Source organism: Aeromonas sp. 600527 (assembly GCF_049175415.1).
Classification (GTDB): domain Bacteria; phylum Pseudomonadota; class Gammaproteobacteria; order Enterobacterales; family Aeromonadaceae; genus Aeromonas; species Aeromonas veronii_A.
The window spans coordinates 89550-110414 of the sequence record NZ_JAAKVA010000006.1; the positions used below are offsets into that span (position 1 = coordinate 89550).

23 protein-coding genes are annotated in these 20865 nt (G+C 57.6%); 17 read left to right on the forward strand and 6 right to left on the reverse strand.

Annotation, left to right across the window (positions count from 1 at the left end; genetic code table 11):
- Positions 1 to 137 precede the first annotated feature (137 nt).
- From G5154_RS09930 to G5154_RS09945, 4 genes are all read left to right on the forward strand, one after another.
- Complete coding sequence (locus tag G5154_RS09930) at positions 138 to 1145, forward strand: Fe(3+) ABC transporter substrate-binding protein (protein WP_257690845.1); 1008 nt, start codon at positions 138 to 140, stop codon at positions 1143 to 1145.
- 39 nt (positions 1146 to 1184) lie between these two features.
- Positions 1185 to 2810 (forward strand): ABC transporter permease, encoded by a 1626-nt coding sequence (locus tag G5154_RS09935; protein WP_421250753.1) that lies wholly within the window; start codon positions 1185 to 1187, stop codon positions 2808 to 2810.
- 82 nt (positions 2811 to 2892) lie between these two features.
- Positions 2893 to 3927, forward strand: coding sequence for an ABC transporter ATP-binding protein (locus G5154_RS09940; RefSeq protein ID WP_421250754.1), 1035 nt, complete (start codon positions 2893 to 2895; stop codon positions 3925 to 3927).
- 103 nt (positions 3928 to 4030) lie between these two features.
- Positions 4031 to 4936 (forward strand): Dyp-type peroxidase, encoded by a 906-nt coding sequence (locus G5154_RS09945; protein WP_040067425.1) that lies wholly within the window; start codon positions 4031 to 4033, stop codon positions 4934 to 4936.
- Between the two features lie 90 nt (positions 4937 to 5026).
- On the opposite strand, the gene argR is transcribed toward G5154_RS09945, so the two are convergent.
- The gene (gene argR / locus G5154_RS09950) at positions 5027 to 5497 is read right to left on the reverse strand and encodes a transcriptional regulator ArgR (RefSeq protein ID WP_005340378.1); all 471 of its coding nucleotides are present in this window, start codon (positions 5495 to 5497) and stop codon (positions 5027 to 5029) included.
- 203 nt (positions 5498 to 5700) lie between these two features.
- On the opposite strand from argR, the gene G5154_RS09955 reads away from it, so the two are divergent.
- From G5154_RS09955 to G5154_RS09980, 6 genes are all read left to right on the forward strand, one after another.
- Positions 5701 to 6441, forward strand: coding sequence for an ATP-binding cassette domain-containing protein (locus G5154_RS09955; RefSeq protein WP_416033002.1), 741 nt, complete (start codon positions 5701 to 5703; stop codon positions 6439 to 6441).
- Between the two features lie 24 nt (positions 6442 to 6465).
- Positions 6466 to 7203, forward strand: coding sequence for a transporter substrate-binding domain-containing protein (locus G5154_RS09960; RefSeq protein ID WP_019445594.1), 738 nt, complete (start codon positions 6466 to 6468; stop codon positions 7201 to 7203).
- Positions 7204 to 7206: 3 nt separating this feature from the next.
- Entirely contained in the window at positions 7207 to 7857 is a 651-nt protein-coding gene (gene artQ / locus G5154_RS09965; protein WP_421250755.1) for an arginine ABC transporter permease ArtQ, read from the forward strand.
- 3 nt (positions 7858 to 7860) lie between these two features.
- Positions 7861 to 8523, forward strand: a complete 663-nt coding sequence (gene artM / locus G5154_RS09970; RefSeq protein ID WP_005348902.1) for an arginine ABC transporter permease ArtM — start codon at positions 7861 to 7863, stop codon at positions 8521 to 8523.
- A gap of 222 nt (positions 8524 to 8745) precedes the next feature.
- Positions 8746 to 9681 carry a malate dehydrogenase gene (mdh, locus tag G5154_RS09975; RefSeq protein WP_108541556.1) on the forward strand — a complete coding sequence of 312 codons (936 nt, stop codon included), beginning with the start codon at positions 8746 to 8748 and terminating at the stop codon, positions 9679 to 9681.
- Positions 9682 to 10073: 392 nt separating this feature from the next.
- Entirely contained in the window at positions 10074 to 10658 is a 585-nt protein-coding gene (locus G5154_RS09980; protein ID WP_041202422.1) for a tetratricopeptide repeat protein, read from the forward strand.
- A gap of 99 nt (positions 10659 to 10757) precedes the next feature.
- On the opposite strand, the gene hmpA is transcribed toward G5154_RS09980, so the two are convergent.
- Positions 10758 to 11951 (reverse strand): NO-inducible flavohemoprotein, encoded by a 1194-nt coding sequence (gene hmpA, locus G5154_RS09985; RefSeq protein WP_421250756.1) that lies wholly within the window; start codon positions 11949 to 11951, stop codon positions 10758 to 10760.
- Positions 11952 to 12062: 111 nt separating this feature from the next.
- Between hmpA and G5154_RS09990 the strand changes: the two genes are divergently transcribed.
- On the forward strand, positions 12063 to 12533 hold the full coding sequence (locus G5154_RS09990; protein ID WP_005340388.1) for an Rrf2 family transcriptional regulator: 471 nt from the start codon (positions 12063 to 12065) through the stop codon (positions 12531 to 12533).
- Between the two features lie 40 nt (positions 12534 to 12573).
- Here G5154_RS09990 and G5154_RS09995 read toward each other — a convergent pair whose 3' ends face one another.
- Both G5154_RS09995 and G5154_RS10000 read right to left on the reverse strand, forming a co-directional pair.
- Positions 12574 to 13854, reverse strand: a complete 1281-nt coding sequence (locus G5154_RS09995) for an HlyC/CorC family transporter (protein WP_005341388.1) — start codon at positions 13852 to 13854, stop codon at positions 12574 to 12576.
- A gap of 34 nt (positions 13855 to 13888) precedes the next feature.
- Positions 13889 to 14680, reverse strand: coding sequence for a cytochrome C assembly family protein (locus G5154_RS10000; protein ID WP_041233962.1), 792 nt, complete (start codon positions 14678 to 14680; stop codon positions 13889 to 13891).
- 205 nt (positions 14681 to 14885) lie between these two features.
- On the opposite strand from G5154_RS10000, the gene ffh reads away from it, so the two are divergent.
- The 5 genes from ffh (at position 14886) to rplS (ending at position 18403) form a co-directional block, all read left to right on the forward strand.
- Complete coding sequence (gene ffh / locus G5154_RS10005) at positions 14886 to 16262, forward strand: signal recognition particle protein (protein WP_421250757.1); 1377 nt, start codon at positions 14886 to 14888, stop codon at positions 16260 to 16262.
- 182 nt (positions 16263 to 16444) lie between these two features.
- Entirely contained in the window at positions 16445 to 16693 is a 249-nt protein-coding gene (rpsP, locus tag G5154_RS10010; RefSeq protein ID WP_216952849.1) for a 30S ribosomal protein S16, read from the forward strand.
- A gap of 24 nt (positions 16694 to 16717) precedes the next feature.
- A complete protein-coding gene (gene rimM / locus G5154_RS10015) occupies positions 16718 to 17239 on the forward strand; it encodes a ribosome maturation factor RimM (RefSeq protein WP_421250758.1) in 522 nt (173 codons plus the stop codon).
- A 34-nt stretch (positions 17240 to 17273) separates the two neighbouring features.
- Positions 17274 to 18023, forward strand: coding sequence for a tRNA (guanosine(37)-N1)-methyltransferase TrmD (trmD, locus tag G5154_RS10020; protein WP_005340400.1), 750 nt, complete (start codon positions 17274 to 17276; stop codon positions 18021 to 18023).
- Positions 18024 to 18055: 32 nt separating this feature from the next.
- Positions 18056 to 18403 carry a 50S ribosomal protein L19 gene (gene rplS, locus G5154_RS10025; protein ID WP_005313505.1) on the forward strand — a complete coding sequence of 116 codons (348 nt, stop codon included), beginning with the start codon at positions 18056 to 18058 and terminating at the stop codon, positions 18401 to 18403.
- Positions 18404 to 18511: 108 nt separating this feature from the next.
- Here rplS and G5154_RS10030 read toward each other — a convergent pair whose 3' ends face one another.
- Positions 18512 to 18835, reverse strand: a complete 324-nt coding sequence (locus tag G5154_RS10030) for an isoamylase early set domain-containing protein (protein ID WP_005348910.1) — start codon at positions 18833 to 18835, stop codon at positions 18512 to 18514.
- Between the two features lie 80 nt (positions 18836 to 18915).
- On the reverse strand, positions 18916 to 19590 hold the full coding sequence (gene mutH, locus G5154_RS10035; protein ID WP_005341375.1) for a DNA mismatch repair endonuclease MutH: 675 nt from the start codon (positions 19588 to 19590) through the stop codon (positions 18916 to 18918).
- A 733-nt stretch (positions 19591 to 20323) separates the two neighbouring features.
- On the opposite strand from mutH, the gene rppH reads away from it, so the two are divergent.
- Complete coding sequence (rppH, locus tag G5154_RS10040) at positions 20324 to 20851, forward strand: RNA pyrophosphohydrolase (protein WP_005341374.1); 528 nt, start codon at positions 20324 to 20326, stop codon at positions 20849 to 20851.
- The last annotated feature ends 14 nt before the right edge of the window (positions 20852 to 20865 follow it).

A 20865-nucleotide genomic window follows, 5' to 3' on the forward strand; every position in this document is an offset into this window, starting at 1 on the left:
CCATCCGGCCCTTTTCATTTATGGGCGATTAAATATGTGATGTGGCGACGGCGAGCTTTCTTGATCCGCTTATAAGATGTATGCAGAATGCAAACGGAAATCGTTATCACTCTGTATAGCTAATCAAGGAATGGATGATGAAAATGAAGATGTTGGCACTGGCTTTCTCTGCGTTGGCAGCTCAGTCGGCATTGGCGGCCGGGGAAGTGAATGTCTACTCCAACCGGCAGGATGAGCTGATCAAGCCCATCATCCAGCAGTTCGAGAAGGAATCTGGCATCAAGGTGAACGTGGTGTTCGCCAAAGAGGGATTGAACGAGCGTCTGGAGCGGGAAGGCAAGCTCTCTCCGGCCGACCTGATGCTGACTGTCGATATCAGCCGTCTGACCGATCTGGTGGACAAGGGGCTGGTGCAGCCGGTAGACAGCAAGATCCTGCAGGAGAACATCCCCGCCATCTATCGTGATCCGGAGAATCGCTGGTTCGCCCTGACCACCCGGGTTCGCGCCATCTACTCCAGCAAGGAGCGCCTCGGCAAGCTCGATACCATCAGCTACGAAGATCTGGCCAAACCGGAATTCAAAGGGAAAATCTGCACCCGCAGCGGCAAGCATGAGTACAATGTGGCGCTGGTCTCCTCCATGATTGCCCATCACGGCATGGCCGAGACCAAAACTTGGCTGGAAGGGGTCAAGGCCAACCTGGCGCGCAAGCCGCAGGGCAACGACCGGGATCAGGTCAAGGCGATCAAGGATGGTATCTGTGACGTGTCACTCGGCAACAGCTACTATCTGGGCGCCATGTTGAAAGATCCTGCGCAGAAGTCCTGGGCGGATGCGGTCTATATCAACTTCCCGAACCAGGCTGACCGCGGTGCCCACGTCAACGTGAGTGGCGTGGCCATGACCAAGTATGCCAAGAACAAGGCAGAGGCCCAGAAGCTGATGGAGTTTCTGGCAGGTGACACCGCCCAGCACATGTATGCGGACGTGAATGCCGAATATCCGGTCAAGGCTGGGGTCGAGCCTTCCGCCATGGTCAAGTCCTGGGGCAGTTTCAAGTCTGACCCACTACCGGTCAGCGATTACGCCCAGCACCGCAAGGACGCCTTGCAGTTGCTGGATGAAGTGAAGTTCGACTTGTAATCAGATGGGGCCAACGGCCCCATCAACATCTGTGGTCTCATGAAAAATTTTGGATGGATGACCGGCAGCTGGGCCATCGCCCTGCTGCTGGGTTTACCGGTTATAGCCCTGCTTTTCTCTGCCTTCTCGGCTGAGGGGGCGCTGTTTCGCCACCTCGCCGATACCGTGCTGCTCGATTATCTGGGCAATACCCTGGGGCTGGTGGTCGGCGTGGTGCTGCTCAGCCTGCTGTTTGGCGTGCCCACCGCCTGGCTGGTGGCCATGTGTCAGGTGCCGGGGCGCCGTGCCCTGCAGTGGGCCTTGATGCTGCCAATGGCCATGCCCTCCTATATCGTCGCCTACGTCTATACCGACCTGCTCGACTACTCGGGCCCGCTGCAGGCCGGGTTGCGAGCACTCTTTGGCTGGAACAGCCCGGCCGATTACTGGTTTCCGGCCATTCGCTCCCTTGGCGGCGCCGCCTGGGTGCTGGCGCTGGTGCTGTTCCCTTATGTCTATCTTCTGACCCGCGCCTCTTTTCTCGAGCAGTCAGTCAGCCTGATCCACTCCAGCCGCCTGCTCGGCTGCACCCCGTGGCAGAGCTTTCGTCGCCTCAGTCTGCCGCTGGCGCGCCCCGCCATCATGGTGGCGGTATCGCTGGTGGCCATGGAGACGCTGGCAGATTTTGCCACCGTCCACTTCTTTGCCATCAACACCCTGACCACGGCGGTCTATGACACCTGGCTCGGCTACGGTAGTCTGGCCACCGCGGCGAAACTCTCCTGCTTGATGCTGCTGGCTGTGGTGCTGCTGATCGCGCTGGAGCGCCGCTCGCGCAGTCGGCAGCAGGTGTTCCAGAAGTCCATGGGCCATGAGCAGCCGCTGCGCTATCCGCTTAAGGGGATGAGTCGCGCTCTGGCCGCTCTCTGGTGCTGGGGGCTGGTGCTGGCCGGTTTCGGCCTGCCGTTTGTCATCCTGCTCGATTACGGGGTGCGCTACTTCGAATTGTCGTGGACGCCGGAGTTTGTCCGCTTTGCTGGCAACAGCTTGGCTATCTCGGCGCTGACCGCTCTGCTGGCGATGGGCATCGCCCTGCTGCTCGGCTTCTTCCGTCGCCTCGATGGCGGGATAAAGAGTTTGTTGCCCCTACGCATAGCCGCCATGGGCTACGCCATGCCGGGCACCGTGCTCGCCATCGGGGTGCTGGTACCGCTCACCGCCCTCGACTTTGCCATCAACGATCTGGCCGAGTGGCTCGGGCGTCAGGGCCCAGGCTTGTTGCTGACCGGCACCATCACCGCCATCGTGTTCGGCTATCTGGTGCGCTTCGTGGCCATTGCCATCGGCTCGGTGGAGAGCAGCATGGGCAAGATCTCCCCCAGCCTCGACATGGCGGCCCGCTCCCTAGGGCAGGGGGATGGCGGCATGCTGCGCCGGGTCCATCTGCCGCTGGTGCGCCGCGGTCTGTTTGCCGGTGCCATGCTGGTATTCATCGAATCCATGAAGGAGCTGCCCGCCGCTCTGCTGCTGCGGCCGTTCAACTTCGATACTCTGGCGACCCACGTCTACCAGTTTGTCTCGGATGAGATGCTGGAGCGCGGTGCGCTGGGAGCCATCGTCATCGTGCTGGTGGGGCTGTTGCCGCTGATCTGGGTCAACCGTAGTCTGGACACACCGGGCCACTGAGTCGCCGCGTCGGTCAATGAAATTGCATGCGGTGTGCTGAACCGAAAGGCAGCGCGCCGCCAGAAACGAGAGGAAGTCAGCCTTGTCCTGTTTGCAGGTTGAGAATGTCAGCTGCCGTTACAACGGCCGCAATGTGTTGGAGCAGCTCTCCCTGACGGTGGCAGACAACGAGATTGTCTGCCTGCTGGGGGCAAGTGGCTGCGGCAAAACCACGTTGCTCAAGGCCATCGCCGGGCTGCTGCCGTTGGCAGAGGGCTCGATCCGCCTCGGCGATACCCTGCTCGACGGGCCGGGTGCCAGCGTGCCGCCCGAGGCGCGCAATATCGGGATGATCTTTCAGGATTACGCCCTCTTCCCCCACCTGACGGTAGCTGACAACGTCGGCTTTGGCCTGACCAAACTCGATCGCCGCGCCCGCCAGCAGCAGGTGGACGAGGCGCTGGCGCTGGTCAATCTGCAGGGGCTGGGGGATCGTTATCCACACCAGCTCTCCGGTGGCCAGCAGCAGCGGGTGGCCATCGCCCGGGCGCTGGTGTGCAAGCCGCGGCTGATGCTGCTGGATGAACCTTTTTCCAACATCGATACCCAGGTGCGGATGAAGTTGATCCTCGAGATCCGCGCCCTACTCAAGCAGCAGGGGATCGGCGCCATCTTCGTCAGCCATAGCAAGGAGGAGGCGTTCGCCTTCGCCGATCGGCTGGCGCTGTTTCGCGCCGGTCACATCGAGCAGGTGGGCCAGCCGGAGCAGCTCTATCGCCGCCCGCAAAGCTGCTTCGTGGCGGAGTTTCTCGGCGGGGTCAACTATCTGGCCGCCGAGGTGGTGGACAGCCACTGCGTGCGGACGGCGCTCGGGGTCATCTGTGGCAGTGAGCCTCATGGCCGCGCAGTGGGTGAGCAGTTGCAGCTGATGCTCAGACCTCAGCAACTGCTGCTGGAGAGCGCCGTAGATGGGGAGCTCAAGGTGGTGGAGCAGCAGTTCCTCGGCCACCACTGCCGGGTGCTGTTCGAGTGTGGCGATCTGCAGCTGGAGGCGAGCATTGGCGAGCCTCTTGATGGGATGCGGGCACGGATCAAGGTTTCCCCCCATGGGCTGGTGTTGTTTGACCCTTTGCCCTGAACGCGTGATATCGTCGTGAAATCAAAGAACTGGATCCACTCTGGTTTATAATCGCGCAACGCAAATAGCCCGTAACGCTAACGCCTACTCAGGGGAGAGATATATGAAAGCCCAAGCCGGGATCTGCGCAGAGCCGAATCTGCACGCCCTCTATCTGATGTTCAATCGTACCGGTGATGCCGCCGAACTGGTCGGCCGTCTGGCCAAACTGCCCGCCCTGTGGCAAGCGGTGGCTGCCGATTTCCCCGATGCCGGTTTCAGCGGTCTGGTTGCCGTTGGCGCCGATGCCTGGGATGGTCTCTATCCTGCCGCCCGTCCGCCCCAGTTCCGCAGCTTTATGGCGCAATCCGCCAACGGTCAGGAAGCGCCCAACACCCCGTTTGATCTCTTTATTCAGCTGCGCGCCGATCGGGTGGATGTGCTGCACCATGCCGGTCACCGTGTGATGGCACTGCTGGCCGGACTGGTAGAGCTGGCCGAAGAGGTGCGCGGTTTCCGCAATCTGGATTGCCGCGATCTGACCGGTTTCGTAGATGGCACCGAGAACCCGCAGGATGAACACCGTGCCGAAGTGGCGCTGCTGGCTGATGGCGAGTTTGCCGGTGGCTCCTACATTCACGTCCAGCGCTGGGTCCACGCCATGAGCGACTGGGAGAAGCTGGCGCAGAAAGAGCAGGAAGACATTATCGGTCGCACCAAGCCCGACAATATCGAGTATGAGTCTGCCGCCAAGCCGCTGACCGCCCACATCAAGCGGGTCAACCTCAAAACCCCGAAAGGGGAGTCCATGGAGATCCTGCGCCAGAGCATGCCCTGGGGCACCATGACCGAGCAGGGACTCTACTTCATCTCCTGCTGCCGCACACCGCAGCACTTCAACGCCATGCTGGCCAGCATGTACAAAGGCGAGGGCAGCCACTTTGATCACCTGCTGCGCTTCACCAAGGCAGTGACCGGTGCGGCCTTCTTCGCCCCATCTGAAGGTTTTCTGATGGCGCAGGGCAAATAAGCCCGCCTGACGAAGACTCAGAAAACAAAAATCCCGGCCTTGGCCGGGATTTTTCGTTCTGGCGTGACCGCTATGATGCGGTAGCGGCCATTACGGGGTCTGTTCGAACAGCTCGAGGGCGGAGAGGTAGAGCTCTTCGATATCGGTGTCGCTGGTCGGGGTGATGAAGATGGTGTCATCACCGGCGATGGTGCCGAGGATCCCCTCTGCCTTGCCGAGGGAATCGAGCAGGCGGGCGATCAGCTGGGCTGCGCCCGGGCTGGTGTGGATCACCACCAGTGCGCCGTTGTGATCGACGTCCAGTACCAGATTCTTGAGCGGGCTGGAGGTGGTGGGCACTCCCAGCTCCACCGGCAGGCAGTAGACCATCTCCATCTTGGCATTGCGGGTGCGAACGGCGCCGAAGCGGCTCAGCATGCGCGATACCTTGGACTGGTTGATGTTTTCGAAGCCCAGTTCTTGCAGGGCAGTGACGATTTCTGCCTGGGAGCCAAAGCGCTCTTCTTTCAGCAAGGCTTTAAAGGCCTTGGCCAGTTTTTCTTGCTTGTCGTTATGTTTCATCTTGGTCTCACGAATGAGGAGGTGTGGCGGCCTGTTTCAGAGCCAGGCGGCAGATACGAACAGCGTGGCTATTTTGCATTCATATGCCGTTTTTTGCAAGGAAGCGGCGCTTGTTCTGCATATTGATTCAAAAATGGCTTGCATCAACCTTTATAAGGGATAGAATCAGGACGAAATTTTGAAAACTTATTCAATTGGGCTGTATGGGTATTGAATTAATAGGTGTCGAGAAGTCCTGGCACAAGGTGCCGGTTCTGCAACAGGTCAGCTTTCGGACATCGCCCGGTGAAACCTTGGTGTTGCTGGGCCCGAGCGGTGCTGGTAAGAGTTCTCTGCTACGGATGATGAACCTGCTGGATACCCCGGATGCGGGTGTTCTGCGGATTGGCGAAAGTGAATTTTCTTTCCCGAACTCCCTCTCTGCTGCCGAATTCAACCGCCAGTCCCAACTGCTGCGTCGCAAGGTGGGGATGGTGTTCCAGCAGTACAATCTCTGGCCACATCTCACCGTGATGGAGAATCTCATCGAAGCGCCGGTCAAGGTGCTTGGCATGAGCAAGGAGGCCGCCATCGAGAAGGGGGCCTATCTGCTGGCCCAGCTGCAACTGGCCGACAAGCGCGATGCTTGGCCTGCCCGTCTCTCTGGCGGTCAGCAGCAGCGGGTGGCCATTGCCCGTACCCTGATGATGGACCCGGAAGTGCTGCTGTTTGACGAGCCGACAGCAGCCCTCGATCCCGAGATCACCAAAGAGGTGGCCGAGATCATCCGCAACTTGAGCCAGACCGGCATTACCCAGGTGGTGGTGACCCACGAGGTCGACTTTGCCCGCAAGGTAGCCAGCCAGGTGATTTATCTGGAGAAGGGGCGGATCATCGAATCCGGCACCGCTGCCATTTTCCAATCCCCGCAAACCAGCCGGTTTGCCGAATTCTTGATGCATTGATATTGAATCGATAAGGAAGCTGTCATGAAAAAGAGTCTGTTGTTGGTTGCTGCCATGGGCCTGTTGAGTACCTCAGTCATGGCCAAAGAGATCAAGTTCGCCACCGAGGCCACCTACGCACCGTTCGAATACCTGGATGACAAGAACGAGTTTCAGGGTTTTGACATCGATCTGGCGCGCGCCATCTGCGAGCAGGCCAAGCTAGAGTGCAGCTTCCACAATCAGGCCTTTGACAGCCTCATCCCCAGCCTGAAATTCCGTCGCTATGATGCCGCCATCGCCGCCATGGACGTGACCCCGGAGCGCTCCGCTCAGGTCGACTTCTCCGACATCTATTACGAGAATTCGGCCGTATTCGTCGCCAAGAAAGGGGCCTTCAAGGGGCCGGAAGAGATGGTCGACAAGACGGTCGGCGTGCAGAACGGTACCTCTCACCAGTCCTATCTGGTGGATAACTGGGTGAGCAAGGGTCTGCTGACCGTGCCGTACGCCAGCTACCAGAGCGCCTTCCTCGACATGATGAATGGCCGTACCGACGGTGTCTTTGCCGATACTGCCGTTGCTGCCGACTGGCTGAAGCAGCACAAGGAGTATGCGGTGGTGGGTGCGCCGGTGACTGATGCCAAGTACTTCGGTACCGGCTTTGGCATCGCGGTCGCCAAGGGCAATCAGGAGCTGCTGACCCAGCTGAACAAGGGGCTGGCCGAGATCAAGGCCAACGGCACCTATCAGAAAATCTTCGACAAATACTTCGCGCAGTAAGCCATGTTGAGCCTGTTGTTGGATGCAGCCTGGATGACCCTCGGGCTGGCCCTGGCATCACTGGTCGGGGGCATGGTATTGGCACTGGCGTTCAGTGCCGCCGAGCTCAGCAAGCAGCGTGCATTGGTGTGGCCGGTGGTCACCCTGACCACGCTGATCCGTGGCCTGCCCGAGTTGCTGGTGGTGCTGTTCATCTACTTCGGCTCGACCCAGGTGTTGTTCCTCATCACTGGCGAGTATGTGGAGTTCAGCCCGTTTGCCTGTGGCGTGCTGGCGCTCTCCCTGCTGTTCGCCAGCTATGCGACCCAGACCCTGCGGGCGGCGCTCAATGCGGTGCCTTCAGGTCAACGGCTGGCGGCGCTGGCGCTGGGTTTGAGCAAGAGCCACATCTTTTTTCGCATCGTGTTGCCGCAGGCGTGGCGCCACGCCTTGCCGGGCCTCGGCAACCAGTGGCTGGTATTGCTGAAAGATACCGCGCTGGTGTCGCTTATCGGGGTCAACGAGATGATGCGTCAGGCGCAGATGGCCTCGGCCAGTACCTATGAACCTTTTACCTGGTATGCTGCCGCAGCCCTCATCTATCTGGCTATCAGTCTGGTGAGCGAGTACGGCCTCGGGCTGGCTGCCCGCTACACCCGCCGCTACGGAGGCTAACTGATGCAAGAGTATCTCGTCACTTTGCTGGGCGGTCTGGTTACCACGCTGGAGCTGACCCTGTTCAGTCTGCTGCTGGGGATTGTGCTGGCGGCCCTGATGACCTGGGTGCTGGAGCTGCGCCTACCGGTGGCGACCCAGCTGGTGCAGCTGTGGGTGCTGCTCTTTACCGGCACGCCGCTGCTTATCCAGATCTTCCTGATTTACTACGGGCCGGGCCAGTTTGAGTGGCTGAAAGCCAGCCCGCTCTGGCCGTTGCTCAAGCAGCCCTGGTTCTGCGCCGTGCTGGCGCTGGGTCTCAACACAGCGGCTTATTCCACCCGGTTGTTCAAGGGGGCGCTTGATGCCATCCCGGCCGGTGAAGTAGAGGCGTGTCGTGCGCTTGGCTTTAACGGCCGCCAGACCTTGTGGATGAAGGTGCGCCACGCCGCCCGTCATCTGGTGCCTGCCTACTCCAACGAGGTGATCCTGGTGCTCAAGGGGAGCTCCCTCGCCAGTACCATCACCATCATGGACATCATGGGGCTGGCGCAGGGGTTGAACGCCCAGACCTACGATACCCTGGCGGTGTTCGGGGTGGCTGGCGGGCTTTATCTAGCGATGAACGGATTGTTAACAATTGGTTTTCGCTGGTGTGAAAAACGGGCGTTGGCATTCCAATCCTGAGATCCCTCAGATCTACCTCTTTATGGTCAGGACAAGTGCAGAAAAACTGTGCTTCTCCTCCAACTTTTTGTATTTCCCTCCAATTTTTGCTCCCGCATGTTTCGTGGCTCACAGAACCCGTGACTGCAACTGTTATCAGATTGTTTTTTATGGGGGGATCCATTAAGGTTGGGCGCACAACAACAAACAACCTTAAACCTACGCTTAAACATGGAGTTGATCATGAAAGTTGCCGTTCTGGGTGCCGCTGGTGGCATCGGTCAAGCCCTCGCTCTGCTGTTGAAAAACCGTCTGCCGGCTGGCTCCGAGCTGAGCCTGTATGACATCGCCCCGGTCACCCCGGGTGTGGCCGTTGACCTCAGTCATATTCCTACCGACGTCGCCATCAAGGGCTTCTGCGGTGAAGATCCGACTCCTGCGCTGGTTGGGGCTGATGTAGTGCTGATCTCCGCCGGTGTGGCACGCAAGCCGGGGATGGATCGCTCCGACCTGTTTAATATCAACGCCGGTATCGTCAAGAATCTGGTCGAGAAGTGCGCGGCCACTTGCCCGAAAGCACTGATCGGCATCATCACCAACCCGGTCAACACCACTGTGGCCATCGCCGCCGAAGTGCTGAAGAAAGCCGGTGTCTATGACAAGCGTCGCCTGTTCGGCGTTACTACTCTGGACGTGATCCGCGCCGAGACCTTCGTGGCCGCCGCCAAAGGGCTGAACATCGACAAGGTACGCGTCAACGTGATCGGTGGTCACAGTGGCGTCACCATTCTGCCGCTGCTCTCCCAGATTGAAGGCGCCTCCTTCACTGCTGAAGAAGTGGCTGCAATGACCAAGCGTATCCAGAATGCTGGCACCGAAGTGGTGGAAGCCAAGGCCGGTGGCGGTTCCGCAACCCTCTCCATGGGTCAGGCGGCTTGCCGTTTTGGTCTCTCCCTTATCAAGGGTCTGCAGGGCGAAGCCAACGTTGTTGAGTGCGCCTACGTGGAAGGCAATGGCGAGCACGCCACCTTCTTCGCGCAGCCGGTACTGCTGGGCAAGAACGGCGTCGAAACCGTACTGGATTACGGCAAGCTGAGCGTCTTCGAGCAGGAAGCGATGGAAGGCATGCTGGCTACCCTTAAAGCCGATATCCAGCTGGGTGTCGATTTCGTCAAGTAAGCGGGTCAACCGTGCCAACAAGGGAGCTTCGGCTCCCTTTTGTATTGATGAGATCCGCCCGGCAGGCTAAGGGGATGGGGCTTGGTGCCGATAACAGAGTGCAGCAGGAGATCTTTATGATGAAACCCCTTACCCTTCTCGTTCTTGTCGGTGCATTCACCGCGCCTCTCTATGGTGCCGAGGCGGTATCGGCTGCCGTATCGAGCGATGCGCCTGCAGCAAGTGCATCGGCACCGACCGCAAGCAGTGCTGCGGTGGCGGCCCCTGTCTCTGCTGCTAAGCCTGCGCCCTCTGAGGCTGTCCCCGTCTTGCTTCCGGCTGAGCCGGTCACACCCGTTGCCAGCAGTGGCGAGGGGGCCGCGCCGCTGCCAAAACCGGCGGAGCCTGCCGCTGTGGTTGCGCCTCCCGCACCTCTGGCCGCAGGCGAGTTGCAGGCGGTGCCGCTCTATCGTCAGGACGAGCTGCTCAACTGGATTGAGCAGGGGCGTCACCTCACTCAGGTGAAGCAGGATCGTTGTCAGCTGACTCAGGATATCGAAGCGCGCGCCTCGGTGATGAAGATCCCGGCCTATCAATTCCTCTGGGGGGATATGCTGGCGTGGGGTGTCTGTACCAAACCCAATGCCGAGCTCGGGGTGCAATATATGTGGGAGGCGGCCAATCAGGGGTTGGCGCCAGCGCTGGAGCAGCTGGGCCGCTACTACTGGAAAGGAACTTTGGTGCAGAAGGATTTGGTACGAGCCGAGACCCTGATGCGTGAGGCGGCCAGCCTCGGTTTTCTGCGGGCCCGCATCGAGTGGGTCGAGATGCTGTTGCAGGGGATGGGCAGTCCGCTCGATTATGAGGACGCCTATCGCTGGCTCCATGGCTCCGTCATCGGTGACAAGGCGCTACACCAGAAGGCGGCTAGTCTGCTCAACCGTCTTGGCAACCGGATGCCGGCCAACGTGGTGGCCCGCGCCAAGGCAATGCACTGATCCAAAAAAATGACCCACAGGTCTGCACCTGTGGGTCCGGTTCCAGCCGCCGTGCCATGACAGGCCGGAACCTCCCTCTGTTATATGGCTGCCCGCGCCTTAGAGATCTTGATGGGGGCCAAAAACTTCGTAATGGAGCTGCCCGGCTGGTACTCCAGCCGCCAGCAGCTGCCGCTTGATCTCCTGCATGAAGCCGACGGGGCCACAGAAGTAGTAGTGGGCCTCTGGCGTGATGCGCTCCGTCACTGCAGTCAGATCCATGGTGCCGGCCAGGTCGTAATCTTCACCTTGTACATCACTGGCCTCCGGCTCCCGATACCAGATCCGACTCAGCAAGTTGGTATGTTGGCGGGATTTTTGCTGAATATCCTCCCGGAAGGCGTGTACAGCGCCCTGTTCGCAGGCGTGTAGCCAGGTGACATCAGCCTGATGGCCGCTCGCCAGCAGCTGGTTGAGCATGCTCATCATCGGCGTCACGCCGACACCGGCGGAGAGCAGTACAACCGGGGTATGGCTGTCGGCTTTCAGATAGAAATCACCGGTGGGGGGCATCACCTCGATCTTGTCACCCACTTGTAGGTGATCGTGCAGCAGGTTGGAGACCTGACCCTGTGGCTCGCGTTTGACGCTGATGCGGTAATCCTGTCCATTGGGTGCATCGGACAGCGAGTATTGGCGGATCTCCTGATATTCCAGCTCGGGGTGAACCAGCTTGATGCTGAGGTATTGGCCCGGTTTGAAGGTCAATACCGGCTTGCCATCTTCCGGCGCCAGCAGGAAGGAGGTGATGAGGGCGCTCTCGGCCCGCTTCTCCTTGATGATGAAGGTGCGGGTTCCTTGCCAGCCGCCATCCTGGCTTGCCTTCTCCTGATAGATCTCTCGCTCGCGGCCGATGAAGATGTCTGCCAGCACGCCATACGCCTTGCCCCATGCCTCCAGCACCTCGTCGGTGACCGCACTTCCGCCCAATTCTTTGAGCGTGGCCAAGAGATGACTACCTACAATGTGATATTGTTCCGGCTGGATCAGGAATCCGGTATGTTTGTGCGCAATCCGCTCGACCGCACCGGCGAGCGCTCCCAGATTGTCGATATTCTTTGCATACGCGGCGACTGCATTGAACAGGGCCAGCGGCTGGCCGCCACTGCGTTGGTGGGCCAGGTTGAAGATATCTTTCAGCTCCGGGTTATGGCTGAACATCCGTTGGTAGAAGTGCTGGGTGAGGGCAGGGCCTGCCGATTCGAGCAGCGGGATGGTGCTTTTGATGACGGCAACGGTGGTTTGATCTAGCATAGAGGCCTCGCTCTAATTGAACATATAAAATGTCACTTAATAAGTGGCATCCTAGATGTTTATTTGATTTGAATCAATACTCCACTTTTCGCATCGCGCTAATCAGGTTTTATGAGACTAACCAGTTATACAGATTTCGGATTGAGAGCCCTGCTCTATCTTGCCACCCTGCCGGAAGGGGAGTTGTCGAGCGTTGCCAAGGTATCGGCCCTGTATGGTGTTTCCCGCAACCACATGGTGAAGGTGGTCAATCAGCTGGTGAAGCTGGGCTATCTGCAATCCCAGCGGGGCAAGAATGGCGGTATTCGTATGGCTTGCGATCCCGCCACCATCAATATCGGGCAGGTGATCAGGGCGCTGGAAGGCAATCTGGACGGCATTGACTGCGGCTCGCCCGCTTGCCACATCGTCTCTGTCTGTCTGCTCAAGAGTGCGCTGAAAGAGGCGATGGATGCGTTTCTGGCGGTGATGGACAGCTATACGCTGCAAGACCTGCTGGCCAACCGTGACGAGCTGCAACGGGTCTTCGGCGAGTTGATCCCGACGCTGGTGCTGGAGCCGGATGATGAAGATGAGCAATGACTATGAGCAATAGAAAAGGGCTGCCACTGGCAGCCCTTTTTCAATCTTGCGAATCCGATTCCGCCCGGTACGATGCCGGCATGATCCGCGCCATCTTCACCATGTTATTCTCTACATCGAGGATCTCGATAGGATAGCCAGCAAGCCGGATACCTATGTTGGGCTGGGGGATCTCCTCCAGATATTCGAGGATCAGACCGTTGAGGGTACGCGGGCCGTCGATGGGCAGGTGCCAGTTCATCTCCTTGTTCAGCTCACGGATGCTGGCTGAGCCTTCCACTAGGAAGGAGCCGTCCGGTTGGGGATGGATCTCGTCGCTCGGCGCTGGCGTCATGGAGGTGGTGAAGTCCCCCACGATCTCTTCCAGAATATCGTCCAGGGTGATCAACCCCTGAATATCGCCGTATTCGTCGACGATCAGGCCAATTCGCTCCTTGTTGCGCTGGAACTTGGCCAGCTGCACGTTAAGTGGGGTTCCTTCCGGAATGAAGTAGATCTCGTCCACTTCCCGCAACAGACTCGATTTGTTGAACTGGTCCCTGGCTACCAGCCGCAGGGCATCGCGCGCGTGTAAAAAGCCGACAACGTCGTCGATATTGTCGCGATAGAGGAGGATCTTGGTGTGAGCGCAGTGAGCCAGCTGGCGCTGGATGCTTTTCCAGTCATCGTTGATGTCGATGGCGTAGATATCGCTGCGCGGTACCATGATGTCTTCGACCAGCATCTTGTCGAGATCAAGGATGCTGAGCAGCATCTCCTGATGACGCTTGGGGATCAGGTTGCCTGCCTCGTTGACGATGGTGCGCAGCTCCTCGGTATTGAGGGAGTCATCCTTGTGGGGATTGATCTTCAGCATCTTGAGCAGGCCGCTGGTGATGCCGTTGATCAGCCAGACCAGCGGCGAGAGCGGCACCATCAGTCCCTTGAGGATCCAGGAGGCGGGATAAGCGATCTTCTCCGGGAACATGGCGGCCAGCGTCTTTGGTGTCACTTCACCGAATACCAGAACAACCAGTGTCAAGCCGAAGGTGGCGATGGCGACCCCGAGATCACCAAACAGCCGGATACAGACGATGGTGGCGATGGCAGAGGCGAGGATATTGACCAGATTGTTGCCGATCAGGATCAGTCCCAGCAGGCGATCGGGGCGGGCGAGTAGTTGCTCGACGCGACGTGCGGCTTTGTGTTTGGTCTGTGCCAAGTGCCGCAGCTTGTAGCGGTTGATGGACATCAGACCGGTTTCGGAACTGGAGAAGAAGGCGGATAAGAGGATCAAGATAACGAGAACAATCAGTAATGTGCTCGTTGAGATACTGTCCAAAAAGGGCTCCTGTTGGGTGGTATGGCTAAGTATGTCAGCTCAACAGCACTTCTTTGACGAAGCGGCTGCCAAAGTAGGCAAGGGTCAGGATGAAGCTGCCGATCAGACTCAGCGTGATGACTTTGCGACCGCGCCAGCCATAGGTGTGGTGACCCCACAAGAGCAGAACATATACACACCAGGCCAGAATGGAGAGTACCGCCTTGTGTGATTTGCCTTGGGCGAACATATCTTCGAGAAAAAAGAGGCCGGAGGCGATGGAGAGGGTCAGCAGCAGCACCCCCGCAGAGATAAGCTGGAACAGCCGCTTCTCTACCGTCATCAGTGGCGGCATCGCTGGCAGGTTACTGATTTTTCTAGATTTAAGCTGCTTGTCCAGACAGGCAAGCTGCAACGCAAACAGGCAGGCGATCATTAATACCGCATAGGCCATCAGGGCGAGGCCAATGTGCAGCAGCAGCTGGGGATGGGCCTCCAGATGGGTTATGTAGCGACCCGGGATCAGGGCACTGGCAGCCAGCAGTAGGGCCGAGAAGCTGTACACTACCGGCAGCAGGATCCAGCCGTTGAAGCGACGAGTGACGCAGGTCATGAAGCAGCTGATGATGAGACTCACCAGCGAGGCGACGTTGAGCATGCTCAGGTTTTGACCTGAATGGGTCACCATTACTTCACTGGCAACAGACGCACCATGGGCGACCAGCGCCAGTCCTACGCAAGCAAACAGGGGGGCGTGCCCGACTTGTTTGGCATTGAGCAGCAGGTGCAGTGAGGCGATGATGGCCAGCAGATAAAACGCCAGGGCCAGAACAGAGATCACGATCATAACCAGGTCGTTGTTACACAAGCATTTAGGGATACAAGAGGAGCAGTATACCTTGCACAAGATGTGCTCGCCAGTTGTGCAATGGCCGATCTGCCCATATATAGGGACGAAGCATCGATGAGTGGCTCCGCGGTGAATAATCGTCCTCGCGGCTGCTCTGGGTTATAATGCCCTCCATTTACAACGCCAAGAACCGGAATGCGTCATGTTTGAGAATTTGACTGAACGACTCTCGCGCACCTTGCGCAATGTCAGTGGCCGCGGCCGTCTGACCGAAGAGAACATCAAGGAAACCCTGCGCGAAGTCCGCATGGCGCTGCTCGAAGCGGATGTCGCCCTGCCGGTGGTGCGTGATTTCGTAGCTCGCGTCAAGGAGCGTGCCGTCGGCCAGGAAGTGGCCAAATCCCTGAGCCCGGGTCAGGCGTTCATCAAGATTGTGCACGGCGAACTGGTCACCGTAATGGGTGAGGCCAACGAGCAGCTCAATCTGGCTGCCCAGCCGCCCGCCATTATCCTGATGGCCGGTCTGCAGGGTGCCGGTAAAACCACCACGGTCGGCAAACTGGCCAAGCTGCTCAAAGAGCGCAACAAGAAGAAGGTGCTGGTGGTCAGTGCTGACGTTTATCGCCCAGCAGCGATCAAGCAGCTGGAGACCCTGGCGGGTGACATCGGCGTCGACTTCTTCCCGAGTGACGCCAGCCAGAAGCCGGTCGACATCGCCACCGCCGCCATCGATCAGGCGCGCAAGAAATTCTATGACGTGGTGATCGTCGATACCGCCGGCCGTCTGCACGTCGATAGCGAGATGATGGCCGAGATCCAGGATCTGCACGCCACCATCAAGCCGGTCGAGACCCTGTTCGTGGTGGATGCCATGACTGGTCAGGATGCTGCCAATACCGCCAAGGCATTTAATGAAGCACTGCCCCTTACCGGTGTGATCCTCACCAAGGCGGACGGTGACGCCCGTGGCGGTGCCGCGCTGTCGGTACGCCATATCACCGGCAAGCCGGTCAAGTTTATCGGTATGGGCGAGAAGACCGATGCACTGGAGCCGTTCCACCCTGATCGCCTCGCCTCTCGTATCCTCGGCATGGGCGATGTGTTGTCGCTGATCGAGGAAGTCGAGCGTAACGTCGATAAAGAGAAAGCGGCCAAGCTGGCCAGCAAGGTCAAGAGCGGTAAAGGCTTCGATCTCGAGGACTTCCGCGAGCAGTTGGCCCAGATGCGCAACATGGGCGGCATGATGGGTATGCTCGACAAGCTGCCGGGCATGTCCGGCCTGCCGGACAACATCAAGGATCAGATGGATGACAAACTCACCGTGCGGATGGAGGCCATCATCAGCTCCATGACGCCGAAAGAGCGTGCCTATCCCGACCTCATCAAGGGCTCTCGCAAGCGTCGCATCGCTGCAGGTTCCGGCATGCAGGTGCAGGACGTGAACAAGCTGCTCAAGCAGTTCACAGAGATGCAGCGCATGATGAAGAAGATGTCCGGCAAGGGCGGCATGCGCAAAATGATGAGCCAGATGAAGAACATGCTGCCACCGGGATTTGGTGGCGGTCGCGGTCCGTTCTGATTATCCGGAGTTAGGTATTGAGCGAGGGTCTGCGAGTTGCAGGCCCTTTTCATTGCAGCCCTGCGCAAAAAATGGCTGGCTTAGTTGCAATTATTACGAATCCAAGTAGAATTATGCGGCTTATTTTAAGCTAGGGTCCGCGTGTTTGCGGGCCTTGTTCATTAGATGTTAATGAGGACGATATGGTAACCATTCGTTTACAACGTGGTGGCGCGAAAAAGCGTCCGTTCTACCAGGTAGTAGTTGCTGACAGCCGTAACGCCCGCGACGGTCGTTTCATCGAGCGCGTTGGTTTCTTCAACCCGGTTGCTTCTGGTCAGGCTGAAAAGCTGAACCTGGACCTGGCTCGTATCGAGCATTGGGTTGCTACTGGTGCCGCTGTTTCTGAGCGCGTTGCCAAGCTGATCAAAGACGCTGCCAAAGCTGCTTAATCAGCCAAACGGTAAGGAGTTAAGGTGGAAAAACCTGTAGTTCTGGGCACCCTGGGGACCGTTTACGGCATCAAGGGCTGGCTTAAAGTGAACTCCTTCACCGATGTTGCCGAAGCGATTTTCGATTACAACCCCTGGCTGATTAATCAGAACGGGGCGTGGCGTGAAATTCGGGTTTCATCCTGGAAACGTCACAACAAGGGTCTGATCTGCAAACTCGATGGTATCGATGTGCGCGAAGATGCCCTGGCATTGACCAATGTCGAGATCGGCGTACCCGCTGATCTATTGCCTGCGTTGCCTGATGGCGAGTTCTACTGGCGTGACCTGATTGGTTGCTCGGTAGTGACCACCAAGGGATATGACCTAGGCAAGGTGACCGAATTGATGGAAACCGGCTCCAACGATGTGTTGGTGGTTGAGGCCAATGTAAAAGATGCCTTTGGTGCAAAGGAGCGGTTGATTCCGTTCCTGGAAGAGCAGGTGATCAAGAATATTGATCTGACTGCTCGAACAATCGAAGTTGATTGGGATCCTGGTTTCTAGTTTCCCGCGCTAACACGGGTGCCGGAGGTTTCTTATGTGGATTGGGGTCATTAGCCTCTTCCCTGAAATGTTCCGAGCCATTACCGAGCACGGGGTAACGGGTCGGGCCGTCAAGAGTGGCCTGCTGCAAATTGAGTGCTGGAACCCCCGGGAGTTTACCCACGATAAACACCGTACGGTCGATGATCGTCCTTATGGTGGTGGGCCCGGCATGTTAATGATGGTTCAGCCGCTGCGTGACGCGATTCATGCAGCCAAGCAAGCGGCGGGAGACGGGGCGAAAGTCATCTATCTCTCTCCTCAGGGACGCAAGCTGACTCAAGCGGGCGTAACCGAGTTGGCGACGAATCAGAAACTGATTCTGGTAGCCGGTCGATACGAAGGTATCGATGAACGCGTGATACAAACCGAAGTCGACGAAGAGTGGTCTATCGGGGATTACGTGTTAAGTGGTGGCGAGTTGCCTGCCATGACCCTGATCGATGCGGTTTCGCGTCTGGTCCCTGGGGTTTTGGGTGATCAGGCCAGTGCCGAGCAGGACTCCTTTACGGATGGCTTGCTGGATCATCCCCACTACACTCGGCCGGAGGTGTTGGATGGATTGGCGGTGCCCGAGGCGCTGACAAGCGGCAATCACGAAGTGATTCGACGCTGGCGTCTCAAGCAGTCGCTCGGACGAACCTGGCAAAGAAGGCCGGAACTTATTAACAACCTAGCTCTGACTGACGAGCAAGAATCACTTCTTGCCGAGTATGTCCGCGAAGTGCGTGACAGCGTTAAGTAGAGTTTTCAGTTTATCCTAGGTAAGGAAAGACAATGAGCAAGATTATTCAGCAGCTTGAACAAGAGCAACTGCGTACCGACATCCCGGCTTTTGCCCAGGGCGACACTGTACGTGTTCAAGTTCGTGTTAAAGAAGGTGGTAAAGAGCGTCTGCAGGCTTTCGAAGGCATCGTTATTGCCAAGCGTAACCGCGGTCTGCACTCTGCTTTCACCGTTCGCAAGATCTCCAACGGCGAAGGTGTTGAGCGTGTATTCCAGACTCACTCTCCGCTGATCCACAGTGTAGAACTGAAGCGTCGTGGTGATGTTCGCCGCGCCAAACTGTACTACCTGCGCAACCTGTCCGGCAAAGCTGCTCGTATCAAAGAGAAGCTCAACTAATTCGATTCGAATTGGTGTCGGTATGTCGGCAAATAGCTCGACAGGTAGTGAAAAGGCTCGCCAATGGCGAGCCTTTTTTGTATCCGTCTATTGGCTATCTGGGAGCCGTTACTGGATGACCCGAACTACCGAGTTGTCGCGCCCGAAGGGGCCTGGCACATAGTCATCCGCTGCCCAGTCATTCTCGTAGAGGGTTTCCCCTGCCGGTGTGATGAGCTGGTAGCAATATTCGAAGTATCCCGGGCCGTCGGTCGGCAGATTGAGGGTGGCTTTGAACTCGCCGCTCTTCATGCGTTTCAGCTCGACCGGTTGCCACTGGGTGAACTCGCCGATCAGCATCACCTGTTCCGCTCCTGCAGCCGCCTCTTTCTCTACGGCAAAGGTCACCTTGACCTCGGGCTTGGACTTCAAAAACTGTTTGATCAGTGGCATGACGCCTCCTTGTCTGTGAGTTAAAAATGGCTCCTGTCTATTTTTATACCACCATATGACAAAGATGTTGATAAGGCAGATCAAGTCGGCAAGGCAAAATAGCGTTGCAGCAAACTGTGGGTGAAGTCGATCTTGAGATAGAAGCCGCGGGGCAGGGTCATGATGGGTTGACCATCGCGGCCGATGGCGCGAGTCAGCGCCTTGTTGTTGGCCGCCTTGGGCCGCAGTTGCATCACCTGGCCGTGGCGGGCGCTGATCTGCTCCACTTCTCCCAGCACTATCATGTCCATCAGCTCCTCCCAGTCCTGACGCAGTAGTCGATCTTCCTCTTCATTCGGGCTCCACATCAGCGGCATGCCGACCCGCCGCTCGCCAACCGGGATCTCGCGACTGCCTTCCACCGGGATCCAGAGCACCCGGGAGAGCTTGTTGCGCACGTTGGACTCCTCCCAGCGCTGGCCGCTGACGCCGATCAGCGGGGCGACGCAGACGAAGGTGGTCTCCAGCGGTTTGCCTTGAGGATCCACGGGGATCGTCTTGAGTTCGATCCCCAGCTCCGGGAAGTCCTGTTCCGGCTTGCTCCCTGCGCTGGCTCCCAGTTGCAGCTCGATCAATTGACCGACCCAGCCCTTGTCACGGCGCAGGTCTTTGGGCACCACGGCGCCAGCCTCGGCGGCCAGCTGCGCCAGCGTGAAGCCCGCCATGGCATAGGCGCGGCTCAATAACTCCTGCTCGGATCGGGGATTGCTTGACATAGTTGGCTCCATCTTGCTCGCCATATTCTAACAGGGGAGGATCCCGAGAAGGATCGCTGTTTTTATAACCGATCCTGAGTGGATAAGAACAAATGCAGAAAATTTAGGGGATGACATCTCATCATTATGATTTTAAAGGATTTTGTCTATTTTATCGAGCACTCTTCCAAGTCTGGTTTGACCTCGAAATAGTTGTCCAAGGGTTTGTGCATGATGTTACACACAGTTATCCACAGAAATCTTGGATAAGTGGATGAAAGTGGGTGGAGTCGCGGGTATGTTACAAAAAATTGTGAATGCCACCCCATTTTTACAGGGTTAACGGGGTAGATATTGTGCCACTCCTGTGGATAATTTCGCCGAGGTGGATCTTTGAGCAGTTGAACTTGTTCACAATCCGGATCATGGATCTGGCGCGTGGAGTGACATGGATCTAGATCCAGTTGTCATGTCCTAAAACAATGTAAAATAATAGTTTTTTATATGTCATGTTGCATGTTGATGCGGAGAGTCACTTTTCGCGTACAGTTAAAAAGTACTGTATATACCCGTTTGCTAACAGCTTTATACACAGTCTGGGTGGGCAACTTGGGGGAGCGGATCCTTGGATTTGTTTATAAGTATGTTTGAAATTGAAAGTTATTCATGAAACAGGGGATTCACTCCTTGTTTGCTGCCACGGGGTGAATGTGGAACAATCTCCTTATAGATTCAGCCTTTATAAGGTGATCACGTGATTGATGGCGACGGATTTCGTCCCAATGTCGGTATCGTGATCTGTAACCGTGAAGGACAAGTGTTGTGGGCTAAACGCTATGGGCAGCACTCCTGGCAGTTTCCGCAGGGGGGGGTTGATGATGGTGAAACGCCAGAGCAGGCCATGTATCGAGAGCTGTATGAGGAGATTGGCCTCAAGCCCGAAGATGTGACCATCATGGCCACCAGTCGTAACTGGCTAAAGTACCGTTTACCCAAACGTCTTGTCCGCTGGGACAGTTCACCGGTCTGTATTGGCCAAAAACAAAAATGGTTCCTGTTACAGCTGAATCCGGGCAAGGAGTCGCAGATCCAGTTCGGCTGTCATGGCCATCCCGAATTTGACGACTGGCGTTGGGTCAGCTTCTGGTACCCGGTGCGTCAGGTCGTTTCGTTCAAGCGGGAGGTTTACCGCCGGGTCATGAAAGAGTTTGCCCCGCTGGCGATGCCAGTGCCGGTAGTGCAGGTCAACAAGAAGGATGGGCGGCGCAACCGCGCCCGTTAAGGAGCACAGATTAG

Bases quoted from the DNA above. Each gene is read 5' to 3' on its own strand.
- G5154_RS09960 (WP_019445594.1), top strand. From the start codon at position 6,466: ATGAAAAAGAGTCTGTTGTTGGTTGCTGCCATGGGCCTGTTGAGTACC.
- G5154_RS09945 (WP_040067425.1), top strand. From the start codon at position 4,031: ATGAAAGCCCAAGCCGGGATCTGCGCAGAGCCGAATCTGCACGCCCTC.
- G5154_RS09930 (WP_257690845.1), top strand. From the start codon at position 138: ATGAAAATGAAGATGTTGGCACTGGCTTTCTCTGCGTTGGCAGCTCAG.
- hmpA (WP_421250756.1), bottom strand. From the start codon at position 11,951: ATGCTAGATCAAACCACCGTTGCCGTCATCAAAAGCACCATCCCGCTG.
- rplS (WP_005313505.1), top strand. From the start codon at position 18,056: ATGAGCAAGATTATTCAGCAGCTTGAACAAGAGCAACTGCGTACCGAC.
- mdh (WP_108541556.1), top strand. From the start codon at position 8,746: ATGAAAGTTGCCGTTCTGGGTGCCGCTGGTGGCATCGGTCAAGCCCTC.
- mutH (WP_005341375.1), bottom strand. From the start codon at position 19,590: ATGTCAAGCAATCCCCGATCCGAGCAGGAGTTATTGAGCCGCGCCTAT.
- G5154_RS09935 (WP_421250753.1), top strand. From the start codon at position 1,185: ATGAAAAATTTTGGATGGATGACCGGCAGCTGGGCCATCGCCCTGCTG.
- G5154_RS10030 (WP_005348910.1), bottom strand. From the start codon at position 18,835: ATGCCACTGATCAAACAGTTTTTGAAGTCCAAGCCCGAGGTCAAGGTG.
- rpsP (WP_216952849.1), top strand. From the start codon at position 16,445: ATGGTAACCATTCGTTTACAACGTGGTGGCGCGAAAAAGCGTCCGTTC.
- artM (WP_005348902.1), top strand. From the start codon at position 7,861: ATGCAAGAGTATCTCGTCACTTTGCTGGGCGGTCTGGTTACCACGCTG.
- trmD (WP_005340400.1), top strand. From the start codon at position 17,274: ATGTGGATTGGGGTCATTAGCCTCTTCCCTGAAATGTTCCGAGCCATT.
- G5154_RS09955 (WP_416033002.1), top strand. From the start codon at position 5,701: ATGGGTATTGAATTAATAGGTGTCGAGAAGTCCTGGCACAAGGTGCCG.
- artQ (WP_421250755.1), top strand. From the start codon at position 7,207: ATGTTGAGCCTGTTGTTGGATGCAGCCTGGATGACCCTCGGGCTGGCC.
- G5154_RS10000 (WP_041233962.1), bottom strand. From the start codon at position 14,680: ATGATCGTGATCTCTGTTCTGGCCCTGGCGTTTTATCTGCTGGCCATC.
- ffh (WP_421250757.1), top strand. From the start codon at position 14,886: ATGTTTGAGAATTTGACTGAACGACTCTCGCGCACCTTGCGCAATGTC.
- argR (WP_005340378.1), bottom strand. From the start codon at position 5,497: ATGAAACATAACGACAAGCAAGAAAAACTGGCCAAGGCCTTTAAAGCC.
- G5154_RS09990 (WP_005340388.1), top strand. From the start codon at position 12,063: ATGAGACTAACCAGTTATACAGATTTCGGATTGAGAGCCCTGCTCTAT.